This window comes from Martinezella tropici (assembly GCF_008370325.1).
GTDB lineage: Bacteria > Pseudomonadota > Alphaproteobacteria > Rhizobiales > Rhizobiaceae > Rhizobium > Rhizobium tropici_B.
This window is the reverse complement of record NZ_VNIP01000001.1, coordinates 506,587-522,343: the sequence shown is the minus strand read 5'-3', so window position 1 is coordinate 522,343 and position 15,757 is coordinate 506,587. Positions and strand designations below refer to the sequence as shown.

The 15,757-nt window shown below is 60.1% G+C and carries 17 protein-coding genes; 3 read left to right on the top strand and 14 right to left on the bottom strand.

All coding sequences use genetic code 11. From position 1 onward, the window contains the following. Positions 1-172: 172 nt before the first annotated feature. Positions 173-1,090 (bottom strand): flagellin, encoded by a 918-nt coding sequence (locus FP026_RS02605; protein WP_149633146.1) that lies wholly within the window; start codon positions 1,088-1,090, stop codon positions 173-175. 355 nt (positions 1,091-1,445) lie between these two features. Between FP026_RS02605 and FP026_RS02600 the strand changes: the two genes are divergently transcribed. Together FP026_RS02600 and FP026_RS02595 are read left to right on the top strand one after the other, a co-directional pair. Then, the gene (locus FP026_RS02600; protein ID WP_149633060.1) at positions 1,446-2,933 is read left to right on the top strand and encodes a pyridoxal phosphate-dependent decarboxylase family protein; all 1,488 of its coding nucleotides are present in this window, start codon (positions 1,446-1,448) and stop codon (positions 2,931-2,933) included. Beyond that, positions 2,927-4,189: a tetratricopeptide repeat protein gene (locus tag FP026_RS02595; RefSeq protein WP_149633059.1), complete on the top strand. Its 1,263-nt coding sequence runs from the start codon at positions 2,927-2,929 to the stop codon at positions 4,187-4,189. The genes FP026_RS02600 and FP026_RS02595 overlap by 7 nt, the downstream gene beginning before the upstream one ends. Positions 4,190-4,299: 110 nt before the next feature. Here the strand turns inward: FP026_RS02595 and FP026_RS02590 are convergent, their stop codons facing one another. Then, the gene (locus FP026_RS02590) at positions 4,300-5,211 is read right to left on the bottom strand and encodes a flagellin (protein ID WP_149633058.1); all 912 of its coding nucleotides are present in this window, start codon (positions 5,209-5,211) and stop codon (positions 4,300-4,302) included. 255 nt (positions 5,212-5,466) lie between these two features. Next, the gene (locus tag FP026_RS02585) at positions 5,467-6,378 is read right to left on the bottom strand and encodes a flagellin (protein WP_149633057.1); all 912 of its coding nucleotides are present in this window, start codon (positions 6,376-6,378) and stop codon (positions 5,467-5,469) included. A 333-nt stretch (positions 6,379-6,711) separates the two neighbouring features. Between FP026_RS02585 and FP026_RS02580 the strand changes: the two genes are divergently transcribed. Beyond that, positions 6,712-8,655: a glycosyl transferase gene (locus tag FP026_RS02580; RefSeq protein ID WP_149633056.1), complete on the top strand. Its 1,944-nt coding sequence runs from the start codon at positions 6,712-6,714 to the stop codon at positions 8,653-8,655. A 161-nt stretch (positions 8,656-8,816) separates the two neighbouring features. On the opposite strand, the gene fliP is transcribed toward FP026_RS02580, so the two are convergent. The 11 genes from fliP to FP026_RS02525 form a co-directional block, all read right to left on the bottom strand. After that, positions 8,817-9,575, bottom strand: coding sequence for a flagellar type III secretion system pore protein FliP (gene fliP, locus FP026_RS02575; RefSeq protein WP_112343820.1), 759 nt, complete (start codon positions 9,573-9,575; stop codon positions 8,817-8,819). Next, positions 9,572-10,063 carry a flagellar basal body-associated FliL family protein gene (locus FP026_RS02570; RefSeq protein ID WP_149633055.1) on the bottom strand — a complete coding sequence of 164 codons (492 nt, stop codon included), beginning with the start codon at positions 10,061-10,063 and terminating at the stop codon, positions 9,572-9,574. The genes fliP and FP026_RS02570 overlap by 4 nt, the downstream gene beginning before the upstream one ends. 45 nt (positions 10,064-10,108) lie before the next feature. Then, complete coding sequence (gene flgH / locus FP026_RS02565; protein WP_112343818.1) at positions 10,109-10,822, bottom strand: flagellar basal body L-ring protein FlgH; 714 nt, start codon at positions 10,820-10,822, stop codon at positions 10,109-10,111. Further along, complete coding sequence (locus FP026_RS02560; protein ID WP_149633054.1) at positions 10,819-11,358, bottom strand: MotE family protein; 540 nt, start codon at positions 11,356-11,358, stop codon at positions 10,819-10,821. The genes flgH and FP026_RS02560 overlap by 4 nt, the downstream gene beginning before the upstream one ends. Continuing rightward, positions 11,355-12,473: a flagellar basal body P-ring protein FlgI gene (locus FP026_RS02555; protein ID WP_149633053.1), complete on the bottom strand. Its 1,119-nt coding sequence runs from the start codon at positions 12,471-12,473 to the stop codon at positions 11,355-11,357. The genes FP026_RS02560 and FP026_RS02555 overlap by 4 nt, the downstream gene beginning before the upstream one ends. Next, positions 12,470-12,955 carry a flagellar basal body P-ring formation chaperone FlgA gene (gene flgA / locus FP026_RS02550; protein WP_432444074.1) on the bottom strand — a complete coding sequence of 162 codons (486 nt, stop codon included), beginning with the start codon at positions 12,953-12,955 and terminating at the stop codon, positions 12,470-12,472. Before flgA ends, FP026_RS02555 begins: the two co-directional genes overlap by 4 nt. Positions 12,956-12,989: 34 nt before the next feature. Further along, the gene (gene flgG / locus FP026_RS02545; RefSeq protein ID WP_149633051.1) at positions 12,990-13,778 is read right to left on the bottom strand and encodes a flagellar basal-body rod protein FlgG; all 789 of its coding nucleotides are present in this window, start codon (positions 13,776-13,778) and stop codon (positions 12,990-12,992) included. A 97-nt stretch (positions 13,779-13,875) separates the two neighbouring features. Continuing rightward, positions 13,876-14,226 (bottom strand): flagellar hook-basal body complex protein FliE, encoded by a 351-nt coding sequence (locus tag FP026_RS02540; protein ID WP_149633050.1) that lies wholly within the window; start codon positions 14,224-14,226, stop codon positions 13,876-13,878. Further along, positions 14,223-14,639 carry a flagellar basal body rod protein FlgC gene (gene flgC / locus FP026_RS02535; RefSeq protein ID WP_149633049.1) on the bottom strand — a complete coding sequence of 139 codons (417 nt, stop codon included), beginning with the start codon at positions 14,637-14,639 and terminating at the stop codon, positions 14,223-14,225. Before flgC ends, FP026_RS02540 begins: the two co-directional genes overlap by 4 nt. Positions 14,640-14,655: 16 nt before the next feature. Beyond that, positions 14,656-15,048, bottom strand: coding sequence for a flagellar basal body rod protein FlgB (gene flgB / locus FP026_RS02530; protein ID WP_149633048.1), 393 nt, complete (start codon positions 15,046-15,048; stop codon positions 14,656-14,658). Between the two features lie 118 nt (positions 15,049-15,166). After that, complete coding sequence (locus FP026_RS02525) at positions 15,167-15,712, bottom strand: flagellar protein (RefSeq protein ID WP_149633047.1); 546 nt, start codon at positions 15,710-15,712, stop codon at positions 15,167-15,169. Between the last annotated feature and the right edge of the window lie 45 nt (positions 15,713-15,757).

Sequence of the window (15,757 nt, the reverse complement as noted above, 5' to 3'; positions counted from 1 at the left end):
CCCAGCGCGGCCCGTCGCTAAAGCAAAGCCCGACTCTCGTTCTGAAGGCGATCGAAGGCCGGACCCTGCACAAAGATTGCAAATCAATCAGCGACAACGTTAACAAAAGCTGATGTGCAGCGACAAGAGGGAAATGCCGCCGCGCCATCCTAACGCAAGCTCCAGTCAAGGCTCACTTGAAGAGGGAGAGAACGTTCTGCGCGCTGGTGTTGGCGATCTGAAGCGACTGGATGGCCAATTGCTGCTGCGTCTGTAGGGCCGACAACCTGCTCGATTCTTCTTCCATATCCGCATCGACGAGCTTGCCGACGCCGGAATCGATCGTGTCGCGCAGCGTGGAAACGAAGCTCGTCTGCAGATCGATGCGCGTTGAAAGCGAACCGAGTTGCGAGGCCGTGGTCGTCATGGCGTTGAGGGCGCCCTGAATGAGATTCATGGCCTTGCCGATGTCGCCGCCCGTCATGTTGGTGATATCGAGGCTGAAGACCGAATAGGATGTGCCGTTGATATTCTGCTGAGTGCCAAGAATACCGGAGCTGGTATCGATCGTGCCGCCGCTTGCGCCGAACAGCACATTTCCCTGCGAACCGGTATCGAAACTGTAGCTGGTGCTGTTGACGGAAACGGTGCCATTGTTGTTGCGAACGAAGGAGGAGACGACAGAGGCCGATGCGCCGTTGACCGCGTACATCCAGTTCTGCCCGGAGAAGGAAGCGGACTGTGCGATACTCTCCAACTGCTGCTGAAGCTGGGTGATTTCCTCTTGGACATCAGCCTTCGAAACGCTGTTTTCGGTTGCTGCGACGAGCTTGTCCTTGATCTGCTGCACGACGGTGATGGAATTATCCATCGCCGTATAGGCCGTGTCGACCTTGGCGGCACCCAGGCCCAGTGCATCCGACACGGCGGAAAGCGCGCTGTTGTCGGAGCGCATGGTGGTCGCGATCGACCAGTAGGCGGCATTGTCGGCTGCCTTGGCGACGCGATAGCCGGAGGATACGCGGCTCTGCGTGTCCTGCAGGTTCGTGTTGATGCCGCGCAGGGTTTGAAGGGCGGACATTGCCGCGTCGTTGGTGAGAATGCTGGTCATCGAATGGTGCCCCTTGTGGCTGAATTTGGAAGGGACATCCGGTCTGCGGCCGGGAACGGCAATCAGCCTCATGCTTGTTAACCGCCTCTTAAGAGGGATTAACCAACCGTTGCGTTAGCTGCAACTGACAGCATTAGAGTTAATAAAAAGTTAACGCCGCCGACAAAAGTTAACGAATTCATGCGGCTGATGACTGGCAGGTTCGCAAGTCAGCCTCGCGCCACCTTGGACGTCGTAGCATAGAGGCGATCCGTCCGATGTTGGACGGAAAGCGGCCGGTCCCCTTCACAAGGGGCATTCCGACGGCAGCGTCGATATGCCCTTGTGAAGAGGGGCGGCCATAGACGAGGTTGAGATGTTCAGTTTGCAGGACGCCGGACAAGCGGCGGATGATCGCCGCGCGCGAACAAGCCTCGACCCGGACGACTGGCAGGCCTTGCGCAAACAGGGTCATCAGATGCTTGACGACATGTTCGATCATCTCCAGACGCTCGGCCCGAAGCCGGTTTGGCAACATGCCCCCGCCTCCGCCCGCGCCTTGTTCGATGCGCCGTTGCCCGTGGAGGCCTGCGATCTGGCTGAAGTCCATGCGATCTTCCGGGAAAACGTCCTGCCCTACGGCAGTGGCAACATCCATCCCGGCTTCATGGGCTGGGTCCAGGGCGGCGGCACCGTCGCCGGCATGCTGGCCGAGATGCTGGCCGGCGGGCTGAACGCCAATCTCGGCGGACGCGACCACATGCCGATCGAGGTCGAGCGCCAGATCATCCGCTGGACGCGCCGGATCTTCTCCTTTCCTGAAACGGCCGGCGGCATATTCCTGACCGGCGCATCGCAGGCCAATTTCGTTGCGGTACAGATCGCCAGATGCCGCAAGCTCGGCCGTGACGTGCGCGCAACCGGCTTGTCCGACGAATCCCGGCTGGTTGCCTATGCGTCGAGCGAGGTGCATGGCTGCGTTCCGCGCGCCTTCGAAATGTCCGGCATCGGCAGCGATCAGCTGCGGCGCATTCCTGTCGACGCCCTCGGCCGGATCGATCTCGATGCGCTGGAGCAGGCGATCCTGCGCGACGAACAGGAAGGCTTCACGCCGTTCCTCCTCATCGGCAGCGCAGGAACGGTCAACACCGGCGCCGTCGATGACCTCGCCGCCCTGCGCGGCATCGCCGACGCCCACGATCTTCATTTTCACGTCGACGGCGCGCTCGGCGCTCTTGGCGTTCTCAGCGAGGAGCTCGCGCCTTTGTTTGCGGGGGTCGAAGCCTGCGATTCGCTCGCCTTCGATTTCCACAAGTGGGGTCAGGTACCCTATGATGCCGGCTTCCTCTTGGTGCGGGACAGCGAGTGGCAGCGGCAAGCCTTTGCTTCGGATGCCGCCTATCTCAGCCGCGCAGCGACCGGACTTGCCGGCGGGGACTGGTGGCCCTGCGACTACGGTCCGGATCTTTCCCGCGGCTTCAGGGCGCTGAAGACCTGGTTCACCCTGAAAACCTATGGCGTCAAAGCATTGGGGCAGGCAATGGACGACAATTGTGCGCTGGCACGCGAGCTTGCACGGCGGATCGAGCAGGAGCCTACCCTGAAGCTGCTCGCACCCGTCGCCCTCAACATCGTCTGCTTCGCTTACGTCGGTGCCGATGGAACCGTGCCGGCATCGGTCAATTCCCACATCGTCGAGCGTCTCCACGCCGAAGGCCGCGTCGCTCCGTCCCTGACCCATCTGAACGGTCAGCCGGCAATTCGCGCGGCGATCGTCAATCACCGTACCCGACAGACGGATATCGACGCGCTCGTTCGGAGCGTTTTGATAATCGGCTCCCAACAGGATCTTCCGCAATGCTGATGACCAAAGCCCCCATCGCCGATCCGGCCCCACTGAACATGCAGGCCGGCGCCCGAATTCTAGGCATGCGGAAAATAGTCTCTCTCGTCTATGCCGGCCATGACGTGACCCCGCTCTGGAACGAACTCTTGCAACGCGTGACGGCGGATCCAACCGCCGCCGCCGCGCTGTTGGACATGGCGATCATCCTGCAAACCCTCGGCCGTGGCGACGAAGCCCGCCAGATCCTGAAGAGCGCCGTGCAGATGCGCCGCGACTATTGCGTAGTCCATGGCAATGGGACTGGTCCGCGACTACTCGCTTTCGTGACCGAAGGCGATTTCATGGCCAACACGCCGCTCGATTTTCTGCTGGCCGGCAGCGACTGCGTGCTGTGGCTGCGCTATGTCGACCTTGAGACATCCGTCCTCGCCGATCTGCCGGAGCACGACGTCGCCTTCATGGCGGTCGGGGAATCGACCGAAAACGCCCCTCTTCTCGCCCATATGCAGACGCTGCTCGCCAAATTCGACGGTCCGGTGATGAACCGCAATCCGGGACTGATCGCAAGGCTGACGCGCGACGGCGTCAGCGGCATGCTGGCGAATGAGCCCTCCATCCTTTCGCCCTCTACCTGCCGCGTATCGCACGCCGATCTTATGGTCGTCGCCACGCACGCGAAGCAACTGGACGATTGCGCTCCGGGCCTTGCCTACCCGCTCGTCGTGCGCCCGATCAGCACGCATGCCGGCAACGGCATGGAACGCATCACCGACTCCGCCGAGCTTGCCGCCTTCCTGAAGGCCCAGCCTGTTCCGGAACTCTACGTCGCGCCCTTCATCGATTTTCGCGGTTCCGACGGCTACTACAACAAGCAGCGCATCGTGTTCATCAACGGCAAGGCGTTCGCGAGCCATATGGCGCTCTCAGACCATTGGATCGTGCATTATCTGAGTGCCGGCATGGAGCAGAGCGCGGCAAAACGCGCCGTCGAACAGGCATGGATGGAAAATTTCGATCAGGATTTCGCCCTGCGCCACAAGGAAAGCTTCGCTGCCCTTTGCCGCCATATCCAGCTCGATTATTTCGGCATCGATTGCGCCGAACTTCCCGACGGACGCCTGCTGGTGTTCGAGCTCGATGTCGCAATGGTGGTCCACGACATGGATGATCCGATCGTCTATCCCTACAAGCAGGCGGCTATGCGGAAACTGTTCGATGGCTTTGTCGATGCCGTCAGGCAAAGGGCTGCCGCAGCCCTGGGAAAGGCGTCCTGAGCCGTTCGGCGGCGATGCGCCGGGCCAAAACGAAAACCGCGCCTTCCGGAGAAGGCGCGGCGAAGGTTTGTCTCTTGCCATCGACCAACGCGTTGCGTTGGTTCTTCCTATTAACGGAAGAGGGACAGGATCGACTGGCTCGAAGAGTTGGCGATCGACAGGGACTGGACGGCCAGCTGCTGTTGCGTCTGCAGAGCGGACAGCTTGCTCGATTCCTGTTCCATGTTGGCGTCAACCAGCTTGCCGACGCCCGATTCGATCGAGTCGGAGAGCGAGGAAGCGAAAGTCGTCTGCAGATCGATACGGCTGGAAACGGAGCCCAGCTTCGAGCCGAGGCTGGTCATGGAGTTCAGAGCGGTCTGAACCATGTTCAGGGCGCTGGAGATCTGGCCGCCGGTCATGCTGGAGATGTCGAGGCTGAAGACCGAAGCGCCAACCGAACCATCCGACGTACCCAGGATGCCCGAGGTCGTATCGATCGTGCCGCCGCTCGAGCCGAACAGAACGTTGCCCGTTGCGCCGGTGTCGAAGGCGTAAGCGGTCGTGCTGATCGAAACGGTGCCGTTGGTGCCGCGGATGAAGGACGAGACGACCGAAGCGGAGTCGCCGTTCTGAGCCATGACCCAGTTTTCGCCGTTGAACGAAGCCGACAGGGCGACGCTCTGCAGCTGCTGCTGCAGCTGGCCGATTTCTTCCTGGATGGACTTCTTGTCAACCGAACCTTCCATGGCGGTGGCAAGCTTGCTCTTGATCTGGCTGACGATGTCGATGGCGCTGGTGACGGCGGTGGTTGCAGTGTCGACCTTTGCTGCGCCGAGGCCGAGAGCGTCGGAAACGGCGCCGATGGCGCTGTTGTCGGACTTCATGCTGGTGGCGATCGACCAGTAAGCGGCGTTGTCGGAAGCCTTGGAGATGCGCAGGCCGGAAGAAACGGCGCTCTGCGTCTGCTGCAGGTCGGAGCCGATGGTGCGCAGCGTCTGGAGAGCGGCCATTGCGGCGTTATTGGTAAGAATGCTCGTCATGATATTTGCCCCTTTGGCAGTGGTTGAATAAGGGACATTCCGGACCTAAAACCGGTAACGGCATTCAGCATCATGCCTGTTAACCAAAATCGTTAAGGTTAACTCGCCGCTTCGATGGTCCTAAGAAACAGCAATATAGTTAAGAAAAGCTGAACTGACTTGAGCCAGAAAATATAAAAAAAACCGCACCTTAGACAGGTGCGGTTAACTTCTTGTTTAGGATTTTCGACCAACGCGTTGCGTTGGTTCTTCCTATTAACGGAAGAGGGACAGGATCGACTGGTTCGAAGAGTTGGCGATCGACAGGGACTGGATAGCCAGCTGCTGCTGCGTCTGCAGAGCGGACAGCTTGCTCGATTCCTGTTCCATGTTGGCGTCAACCAGCTTGCCGACGCCCGACTGGATCGAATCGGAGAGCGAGGAAGCGAAAGTCGTCTGCAGATCGATACGGCTGGAAACGGAGCCCAGCTTCGAGCCGAGGCTGGTCATGGAGTTCAGAGCGGTCTGAACCATGTTCAGGGCGCTGGAGATCTGGCCGCTCGTCATGCTGGAGATGTCGAGGCTGAAGACCGAAGCGCCAACCGAACCATCCGACGTACCCAGGATGCCCGAAGTCGTGTCGATCGTGCCGCCGCTCGAGCCGAACAGAACGTTGCCGGTTGCGCCGGCGTCAAAGGCGTAGGAGGTCGTGCTGACCGAAACGGTGCCGTTGGTGCCGCGGATGAAGGACGAGACGACCGAAGCCGAGCCACCGCTCTGAGCCATGACCCAGTTTTCGCCGTTGAACGAAGCCGACTGGGCAACGCTCTGCAGCTGCTGCTGCAGCTGGCCGATTTCTTCCTGAACAGCCTTCTTGTCAACCGAACCTTCCATGGCGGTGGCAAGCTTGCTCTTGATCTGGCCGACGATGTCGATGGCGCTGGTGACGGCCGTCGAAGCGGTGTCAACCTTTGCTGCGCCGAGGCCGAGAGCGTCGGAAACGGCGCCGATGGCGCTGTTGTCGGACTTCATGCTGGTGGCGATCGACCAGTAAGCGGCGTTGTCGGAAGCCTTGGAGATGCGCAGGCCCGAAGAAACGGCGCTCTGCGTGTCCTGCAGGTTGCCGCTGATGTTCTTCAACGTCTGGAGAGCGGCCATTGCGGAATTGTTGGTGATAATGCTGGTCATTGAGTGTGTCCCCTGGAAACTGGATACGAAAGGAGGACATACCGGACTGAGAATACCGGCGATGACGGAGCAGCTTCATGCCCCTCGATCCATTTTCCTGGAGGACCAAACCCGTCATGTTGCGAGGAAGGTCGCACCCATTGCTTGCCAATTTCTTAAACGCAGGCCCATCGGGAACCGCCTGTCCTGAACGTGGCTAACAATGCGTAAAGGCCTTGTTGGAGTTGCTTCGGTTTCAGGCAAGCTACGTGCGCAATGATCCGGCGAATCCATGATGTCGGCCCCTCGCCCTCAGGCGAGAGTCGGTCGGCATATTGCTCGGAGTTCTCGCTCTTGAATACGAAAAACGCCTTTGCGACTGCATCCAGCTTCTATCAGAAGGGGCAATATACGCGCGCGCTCGAAACGCTGAACGAGTTGCTTAATGTCGACAGATCGCCCAAAACCTATGCGCTGCTGGCAAAAACACTGCTCAAGCTCGGGTTCAGATCGGATGCGGCGAGCGCCTATGAGTTGGCGGGCCGGCAAAAGCCGCAGCGCGACGACTATCTTCGGGAAGCTCTGTTGCTGCACAACGATTGCGGCAATGACGAGCAAGCGCTTGCCGTAGGAAGCCTGATCCTCCCGATGGCGTTCAAGGATCCGGATCTTGCCTTCATTCTCGCCCGCATTTTCCTGAGCCGAGAGCAGAAAGAACTCCTGAGCGGCTTCAAGACGGTACTGGTCGAGGGGCCGGAGCTCAAGCATCAGCTCATGGCAGGGAAACTCCTCACCGACGATCTCTATGACGAAAGCAACCGGCACCTCGTTGCGACGCTGTTCAAGAAACATCCCGACAGCAGCATCACTCGCATTCTCCATCTGATCTTCGCTCGCGAAATATCCGATCTCGCTGTTGTCGACAAGCACATGGCGCCGATCACAGCGGCACTCGCAAAAGGCAATCTCGACTACGTGATCCCGGACAATCCTTTCTTCCACCTGCATTGGTGTGGCGATGAAGCAATCAACAAGCATGCGGTCCACGACACAAAACCCCTGCCCGCCGGCCATGCCGAGGCTCGTCGCAAATTGCCGCACGCGTGGAGCAACAAGATCCGCATCGGCTATCTCTCGTCCGATTTCTGGCCTGGCCACGCGACGATGAAGCTGATGCAGCGGACCCTGGAGCTGCATGCCAGGGATCGGTTCGAGATCACCCTCTTCGACCATTCCGATCTCGCTTCCCAGAAGGAACAAGGGTTCGACCAGCAGAAGTGGGGAACGATGGTCGACGTTCGCGGTCTGTCCGACCAGGGGGTGGCAGAGGAGATCCGAGCCCGGAATATCGACATTCTTGTCGATCTCAAGGGGCACACCAAAGGAAGCCGCGCGCTTATCCTCAACCATATGGCAGCTCCGATCCATGTTTCCTGGCTCGGCTTTCCGGGCTCTGTCGTCAACATCGACCTCGACTACATCATCGGCGATCATTATGTGCTTCCGGATCATTCGAAGCCGCATTTCCACGAGAAGTTCTGCCGCCTGCCCGAATGCTACCAGCCGAACGATCCGCTCAACCGCCCGAAGCCGCGGCCGACGACCCGCGCACAGCACAAGCTGCCTGAAGACGCCTTCGTCTTCGCCTCCTTCAACGGCAATCGCAAGATCACCTCGCAAATGGTCGACGTGTGGTGCAATATCCTCAAGCGCAGCAAGAACAGCGTGCTTTGGCTGCTCTGTAACGGCCCCCGCGCAGAGGCCAATCTTTGGGCACGTCTGGAAGCGCGTGGCATCAACCGCAAGCGGGTCGTCTTCACCACCCGCATTCGCTACGAGGATCACATCGATCGCCAGCAGCTTGCCGATCTCGGCCTGGATACTTTCCCCGTCAACGGCCATACGACCACCTCCGAGCAGCTATGGGGCGGTTTGCCGGTCCTCACCATGAAGGGCACCAATTTTGCCTCGCGCGTCAGCGAAAGCCTGCTGAACGCCATCGGTGTGCCGGAGCTGGTCGCCGAGGACATTCAAGCCTACGAAGATATGGCGGTGCAGCTCGCCAGCCAGCCGGAACGCATTGCGCAGTTCAAGGAGACGCTGGCTGCCAACCGCTACATCAAACCGCTCTTCGACGCCGAGCGCTTCACACGCCATCTGGAGACGGCCTTCGAGACGATGGTGGAACGGGCCAGGCAGGGTCTCGCGCCCGACCATATGGACATATCGGCATTGCCGGCGCGCACCGAGCCGTTCGCGGATACAGATCAAAACGCGGCGGCAATCGCGGCCGAATAAGGCTCCGCGATCGTCGGAACAGGAATTTCCGACGATCGCCCTATAGCGCGTCGCGATCGTTCAGATCGGCTTCTCGAGCTTTAGGTCTTTGACTTTGCGAATGCCGTTGTCGCAAGGCCACCGCACATTTTTGTTTGCGCGAGATGATTTAAAGCCGATTGTCAGTGGAAAGAACGGACCAGGCTGCCGACCAAAAGGTTCCAGCCGTCGATCAGCACGAAGAAGAGAATCTTGAACGGCAGCGAGATCGAGGTCGGCGGCAGCATCATCATGCCCATGGCCATCACGATGGTCGACACGATCAGGTCGATGACCAGAAACGGCAGGACCACAAGGAAGCCGATTTCGAAGCCACGCCGGATCTCCGAGATCATGAAGGCCGGGATCAGGACGCGATAATCAATCTTGTTATCGACCACGGTCGTCTGGCCGCGCTCCTGCGCCAGATCGACGAAAAGCTTCAGATCCTTGTCGCGCGTATTGTTCGACATGAAGGTGCGGAACGGCTCGGCGATGCGCTGCACGGCGTCGGCCTCCGAAATCTGATTGGCAAGCAACGGCTGCACGCCGTCCTTCCAAGCCTGATCGAAGGTCGGCGACATGACATAGAAAGTCATGAACAGGGCGAGGCTCAGCAGGATCATGTTCGACGGCGTCGACGAAAGGCCCATGCCGGTGCGCAGGATCGAAAACGCGATGATGAAGCGCGGAAAGCTCGTCACCATGATCAGGATGCCCGGCGCAATCGACAGGATCGTCAGGAGGCCGAACGTGCGGATGATCCAGGCGGCGACAGAGCCGTTGACCGGAGCATTCAGAAGATCGGTGGGAAGCTGTTGCGACAATTGCTGCGCCATCGCCAGTTCAGGCGATAATACAGAAATCACTAATATAGATAGGGCAAGTATTAATCGAATCATTCGATCACGAAAGTTCTGAACATAACTTTCGATACTCGTCCTTCCGAGCGTAGGTCAACACGCTCCTGAATGTCATCCCGAAGATATTGCAGGCCGCGCGCACCCTCGATCTGCTGTAGGGAAACCGTACGGATATAGGCAAGAATATCCTGATGGATCGCCTGGGCGAGCTGAGCATCCGTAGGCCCCTTGAAGACCAGGGCGAGCTCCAGCCTTACCCAGCTCTGCGAGGGGTAGGCAAGATTGGTGGTGATCGGATCGAGCGCTATGATGCCGTTCGCCTGTGCGGCGGCGGCCGCCTGCTTGCTGTCACCGGCGGCCAGGATCGTCTTCTGCACGGCAGCGGTAGCGGCCTTGATCCTCGGCGCGACGACGGTTCCAAGCATCCAGCCGCCGCCGCAGCCAAGAATGGTCAGCACCAGCAGTCCGACGATCGTCATGATCAGCGGCGATCCCTTGCCCTTTGCCGGTTCGTCTGTGGCTGCCATGTCCCTATCCGTTCGTTGTCTGCCAGAGCATGATACCGTCAGCCGTCAGAGCGGCGACAGCAGATCCACGGCCTGCTGGCCCCGCGGCGGCTGCTGTATTTCCGTCAAACGACCGCGTCCGCCGTAGGAGATGCGCGCCTCGGCGATCTTGTCGTATGAAATCGTGTTATCCGCGGTGACATCCTGCGGCCGCACGATGCCGGCGACGTTGAGGATGCGGATTTCCTGGTTCATGCGGACTTCCTGCGAGCCGCTGATCATCAGGTTGCCGTTTTCGAGAATGCCGGTCACGACCGCGGCGACCAGAAGGTTGATCTGCTCGGAACGCTGCATCTTGCCCTTGGCGTCGGTGCTGGTGTCGGAACCCGAGGTTGCGTCAGCGTTGGTGGCGGGTCTCCAGCCGAAGATCTTGGCCGAAATATCCCAGTTCATATCGCTCTTGTTCGTGCGGCTGCGATTGGTCTCGTTGTCCCAGTTCGCCTTGTCGTTGATCTGGATCGTGACGGTCAGGATGTCGCCGACATTGAGCGCGCGTGCGTCCTTGAAGAGGGCCGCCTGCGAATCGTTCCAGAGCGAATAGCCTTGCGCAACCTGATGCGGCCGCTTCGGATATTGCAGCATCTGCGGCGTCTGCGCATATTGCAGGCCGCTGCCGATCGGACTCATGGCAGGCGCCCTGCCGATTTCCCTGAGGGCCTGCGACTGGCAACCGGCGAGAAAGACGACGATTGCGCAGGCGGCCGTAAGACGCGTGTTCATGAGGGGTCCTTCGACTTCGATGTATTCGGGTCGGATGCGCTGGCGATGATGTTGGTGATGACGGCCGCCTTCTTCGCATCCATTTCCGCAAGGATCAGGCTCGATTGGCGCGACGAAAGCTTCATGATGATCGCAGCGGCAATCGTGGTCTTGACGTCGTTGAGGCTTGCCGCCGCCGCATCCGGCTTCATGTTCTTGTAAATATCGACGAGGCCGAGATCTGCGGTCTTGAGGAAATCGTCGCGGCGTTTCAGCCAGTCCTCGTATTCGGCCTTGCGCTTGTCCATGGTGGCGATGCGTTGGTCGATATCTGTCCGAAGCTGTTCCAGCTCCTGCTTTTGCAGCAGATAGCGCTGATCGCGGGCCGGATCGGCAATATTGGTGCAGAACTGCCGGATCTCGTCCTGGCTGGAGGCGGGATCGGCGGGCTGCCGCGCTTCCTGCGCCGCGGCCATGCCGATCGGCACCAGCACCATGGCACCCGTTGCGAGGCTGCAGGCAACCAGCATTCTTCTGGCGATGACGGTCAGGATCATTGCAGCACGAGCTCCGCTTGCAGGGCGCCGGCCGACTTGATGCCTTGTAGGATGGCGATGATGCCATCCGGCTTGACGCCGATATTGTTGAGGCCGGAGACCAGCGTCTTCAGGTCAGGCCCTTCCAGCACCGCGACGCGGCCGCCGCTCTTGGTGGCGGTGATGTCGGTCTGGTCCTGGATGGCAGTCTCTCCGTCGGAGAAAGGTTCAGGCTGGATCACCTGCGGATTCTCGCTCACCTGCACGGTCAGCGTTCCGTAGCTGACGGCGACTGGCGAGACGCGGACGTCGGCGCCGATGACAATCGTTCCGGTGCGTTCGTTGATAACAACCTTGGCCGGCGTATCGGTCTGGACGTTGAGGTTTTCGATATCGGCCATCAGCCGCGTCAGATCCGCCATCTTCGGCTTGGCGACCGTCACCTCCTGCGAATCCTTGGCCTCCGCGATCGGCGCACCGAAACGCGAGGTCGCCCAGGTATTGACCGTGTCGGCAATGCGGATCGAGGTGGAGAAGTCGGGATTACGCAGCTGCAGGACCAGGTTGACCGAATCCTTGAAGCGTGACGGCAGCTCCCGCTCGATGATCGCGCCGCCGGGCACGCGGCCGGCCGTCGTAACGCCCTCGGTCACCGTTGCAGCGGCGCCCTGCGCCTGGAAGCCGGAGACGATGACCGAGCCCTGCGCCACGGCATAAATCTGCCCATCCGCACCGCTCAGCGAGGTCATGATCAGCGTGCCGCCACGCAGCGACGACGCATCGCCGAGCGAGCTCACCGTCACATCGATGCGGCTACCGGGGCTTGCAAAGGGCGGCAGGTTCGCCGTTACCATGACGGCGGCCGTATTCTTCGCGGCGGATTGACCGCCTTGGGTCGAGATGCCGAGGTTCTGCAGCATCGCGCGCATGGATTGCTCGGTAAATGGCGAGGAACGCAGGCCGTCGCCCGTCCCCTGGAGGCCGACGATCAGACCATAACCGATCAACTGGTTGTCGCGGCCGGATTGCAACGATGCGATATCCTTGATGCGCGATTGCATCGCGAGGGCCGGATCGGCGACGATCAGGCTCGGCAATGCGAAGAGGACTGCGAGAAATTGACGAAGCCGTTTCATTTCGCGACCACGCGGATCGTGCCGTTTTGGAGAACGGTGCCGTTGACGATGATGCCCGAGTCCATATTGCGGGCGCGCACACTGTCGCCGACGGCGCCATCATCGAGCGGCGTGCCTGCCGCCGTGATCGTCATGCTGCCCATGCTCATCACCAGGCGAACATTAGAACCGCGCGTCACTGCAAAGGGCTGGCGCAGTGCGGAAATGGAAATCGTCCGGCCAGGCAGAAGCGTCCGCTTCGATACCAACCCCGTGACGTCACGAAGCCGCTTGGCATAATCGCCACTCAGGTTGGGGTTGGTGACCTCGACCTCTTCGAGCTGACCGCTGCTGATGATATCGCCCGGATAGATCGTCTCGGTCGGCACCACGGCGGTACCGAGCGCGGAACCATCGGCGCTCACAGCCCCGGCGGGCATGGCCGAAGCGAATACGACGGAAAGGCTCGCCGCGGCGAACCATGCCATTGCTAAGCTTTTCATCCGGCGAAACCTCATGTTCGGCCCGTCCCTCTTGCTATTTCAGGTTCTTGCTGACGATCTGCGCCATTTCGTCGGCCGTCGTGATGACCTTGGAATTCATCTCATAGGCGCGCTGCGCCGTGATCAGATCGGTGATTTCCTTGACCGGATCGACATTCGACGATTCCAGATAATATTGTTTCATGTAGGCGAAGCCGTTCTCGTTCGGATCGGAAACGACCGGATCGCCGGAAGCCGGCGTCTGAACGAAGAGATTGCTTCCCATCGGCTGCAGGCCGGCTTCATTGACGAAATTGGCGATCTGCAGCTGGCCGAGCACGGTCGGTGTCGTCGCGGTGCCGATGATCGCGGATATCTGGCCGGACTGGTTGATGGTGAGCTTGCTGGCATTATTCGGGACGGTGATGCCCGGCTCCAGCACATTGCCGTCCGGCGTGACGATCTGGCCGGTATCGCTCTTGTTGAAGGAGCCGGCGCGGGTGTAGGCGGTCGTGCCGTCGGGCATTTTGATCTGGAACCAGCCGCGACCGACGAGCGCGACGTCGAGATCGTTCTGCGTCTGCGACAGTTCGCCCTGGATCTGGATGTTGCGCACCGCGGTCGTCTGCACGCCGAGACCGATATTGGCGCCTTCCGGCACCACCGCCTGGTTCGGCCTGTTGGCAATACCCTTGGCGCGCTCCGTCTGGTAGAGAAGGTCGGAGAATTCGGCGCGCGAGCGCTTGTAACCCGTCGTATTGATATTCGCGATGTTGTTCGCGATTACTTCGAGATTGGTCTGCTGGGCATCCATGCCCGTCGCGGCGATTGCGAGCGCTCTCATGCTTTCGTCCTTGGATCTAGGGCGGAACCTTCGAAGCCTAGGAAGGGCTTACGAAAGACACTCGCCAAATCAGGTGATTAGAACGGGGAAGCCCGCTCTATATCTGCATCTTCGTGATATCGAGAAAGGCTGAGACGACCTTGTCGCGCAGAGCGATCGCTGTCTGCAGGGTCTGGTCGGCCTGCATGACCTTGTCGACCACCTCACGGGTGCTCATCGTGCCCTTGATACCGGCAAAGGAGGCGTTTTCCGCTTCCTTCAGCGAATTGATGGAATCTTTCGCAACGTTCGACATGACCGACGCGAAGCTCATTCCGGCATCCGCTCCCATGGCGACGGCCGGCGAGGCGTTCATCGCGCTGGAGGCGGCGGAGGTCAGATCCGTGGCGATGCTGCTAAGGCCGCGGGTCGCCGAGAGGGAGGCTACATTCTTAATCGTGTCGATCATTGGTTCTTCAGAAGGTCAATAGTGGAGGAGATGAGATCACGGGCCTGCCGGACCGTCTGCAGATTGGCCTCGTAGGAGCGATTGGCTTCGCGCATATCGGCCATCTCGACGAGGACATTGACGTTGGGCATCTTGACGTAGCCCTTCTGATCCGCCGCCGGGTTGTCAGGATCGTATTCTTCGACGAACTTGCCGGTGTCTTCACCGAGCTTCTTGACACCGACCGTGGTGAGGCCGTTGGCGCGATCCAGTTCGGCGCCGAAGGTCACCGTCTTGCGCCGGTAGGGATCGGCGCCGGGCGTATCACCCGTCGACCGGGCGTTGGCGATATTTTCGGAGACGATTCGCAGACGAGTCGATTGAGCCTCCAGGCCGGAGCCTGCAATTTTCAATGCGGCTGATAAGGGGTCCATGGCATCTTCACTTCATCTATTGTTTTACGGCCATCAACATCATGCGATGAAAGGAGCCTATGAGCGCGGTGTTCAAGCTGTACTGGCGCTTGATGTCACCGGCCTTGGCGAGCTCGTCCTCCAGGCCGACGGTGTTACCCGATTCCTGGACGCCAATTTCCTGGGCGAGCGGCGCTTCCTCGACGTTGACGTTGCCGCTCGTACTGAATTCGTTGCCCGAAAGATGCGCGGGATTGGTCCGGACCATGTTGACGTTCTGATTATCCAGAACGGCCTGGAACGGCGTCACATCCTTGGCGCGATATTTCGGCGTATTGGCATTGGCGATATTGCCGGCAACAACCTCCTGACGCACCTGGAGCCACTCGGCTTGCCGCGAGGCCAGGTCAAAGAGCTGTATGGGTTGCATGGCCTTCTCTCCGTTCTTACACTAGAAACCTAGCGGGATAATCTTGCGTGGGACTTGCGGGAAATGCGTTCCTGTAAAGGTCTTCGAAATGCCTGAAACTCCGGCGTTCGCGGGTTCTTCAGTTGTTGCCGTAGACATCGCCCGCCGACGTGACGATGACCCACTTTCCGTCTCGTTGTTCGATCGAAGCCAGCCGGCTGCTGTCGGGCAGAACTGAGCCGACCCGCACGACATACATGCCGGTGTCGTCCTCGATGAGCGCGCGGCCATTTGCGATGTGCAGCAGGTGGAACGGGGACTTGCCGGGGAACGGCTGCTGGTCGGCCGGTTCCCCCTGGTCGTCTTCTCGTCCGGCGTTGCTGACCGTCGCCGTCGTCAGCGGATCGGGAATAAGATCCTTTGGCGCGCTCGGGTTTTTGTTGGCCATGGCAAGCGGCGACACGCTGACGACCTCACGGCCGGGCCAATTCGGCAGATCGCGCGTGCGCTCGCCTTCGGCGACGTGGATGCCGAACTTGTCCGGATTGAGAAAGACATACCAGGGGAAGAAGGCCGAGGCGCCGGCAAGCGCCAGCCCCGTAAAGGCCAGCGCCCTATCCGCAACGGTTCGCCTTCGCGCCTGCTTCGGCGGGGCGACCGGATCATCTGCGTCGGATTCTCTCACTTCTGGCCCCTCTTTCGGCACGAAACTTGGCGATACCCGGCTGGA

Bases quoted from the DNA above. Each gene is read 5' to 3' on its own strand.
- FP026_RS02560 (WP_149633054.1), bottom strand. From the start codon at position 11,358: ATGATCCTGACCGTCATCGCCAGAAGAATGCTGGTTGCCTGCAGCCTC.
- fliP (WP_112343820.1), bottom strand. From the start codon at position 9,575: ATGATTCGATTAATACTTGCCCTATCTATATTAGTGATTTCTGTATTA.
- FP026_RS02570 (WP_149633055.1), bottom strand. From the start codon at position 10,063: ATGGCAGCCACAGACGAACCGGCAAAGGGCAAGGGATCGCCGCTGATC.
- flgH (WP_112343818.1), bottom strand. From the start codon at position 10,822: ATGAACACGCGTCTTACGGCCGCCTGCGCAATCGTCGTCTTTCTCGCC.
- FP026_RS02595 (WP_149633059.1), top strand. From the start codon at position 2,927: ATGCTGATGACCAAAGCCCCCATCGCCGATCCGGCCCCACTGAACATG.
- FP026_RS02555 (WP_149633053.1), bottom strand. From the start codon at position 12,473: ATGAAACGGCTTCGTCAATTTCTCGCAGTCCTCTTCGCATTGCCGAGC.
- FP026_RS02600 (WP_149633060.1), top strand. From the start codon at position 1,446: ATGTTCAGTTTGCAGGACGCCGGACAAGCGGCGGATGATCGCCGCGCG.
- flgC (WP_149633049.1), bottom strand. From the start codon at position 14,639: ATGGACCCCTTATCAGCCGCATTGAAAATTGCAGGCTCCGGCCTGGAG.
- FP026_RS02540 (WP_149633050.1), bottom strand. From the start codon at position 14,226: ATGATCGACACGATTAAGAATGTAGCCTCCCTCTCGGCGACCCGCGGC.
- flgB (WP_149633048.1), bottom strand. From the start codon at position 15,048: ATGCAACCCATACAGCTCTTTGACCTGGCCTCGCGGCAAGCCGAGTGG.
- flgA (WP_432444074.1), bottom strand. From the start codon at position 12,955: ATGAAAAGCTTAGCAATGGCATGGTTCGCCGCGGCGAGCCTTTCCGTC.
- FP026_RS02585 (WP_149633057.1), bottom strand. From the start codon at position 6,378: ATGACCAGCATTATCACCAACAATTCCGCAATGGCCGCTCTCCAGACG.
- FP026_RS02590 (WP_149633058.1), bottom strand. From the start codon at position 5,211: ATGACGAGCATTCTTACCAATAACGCCGCAATGGCCGCTCTCCAGACG.
- FP026_RS02605 (WP_149633146.1), bottom strand. From the start codon at position 1,090: ATGACCAGCATTCTCACCAACGACGCGGCAATGTCCGCCCTTCAAACC.
- flgG (WP_149633051.1), bottom strand. From the start codon at position 13,778: ATGAGAGCGCTCGCAATCGCCGCGACGGGCATGGATGCCCAGCAGACC.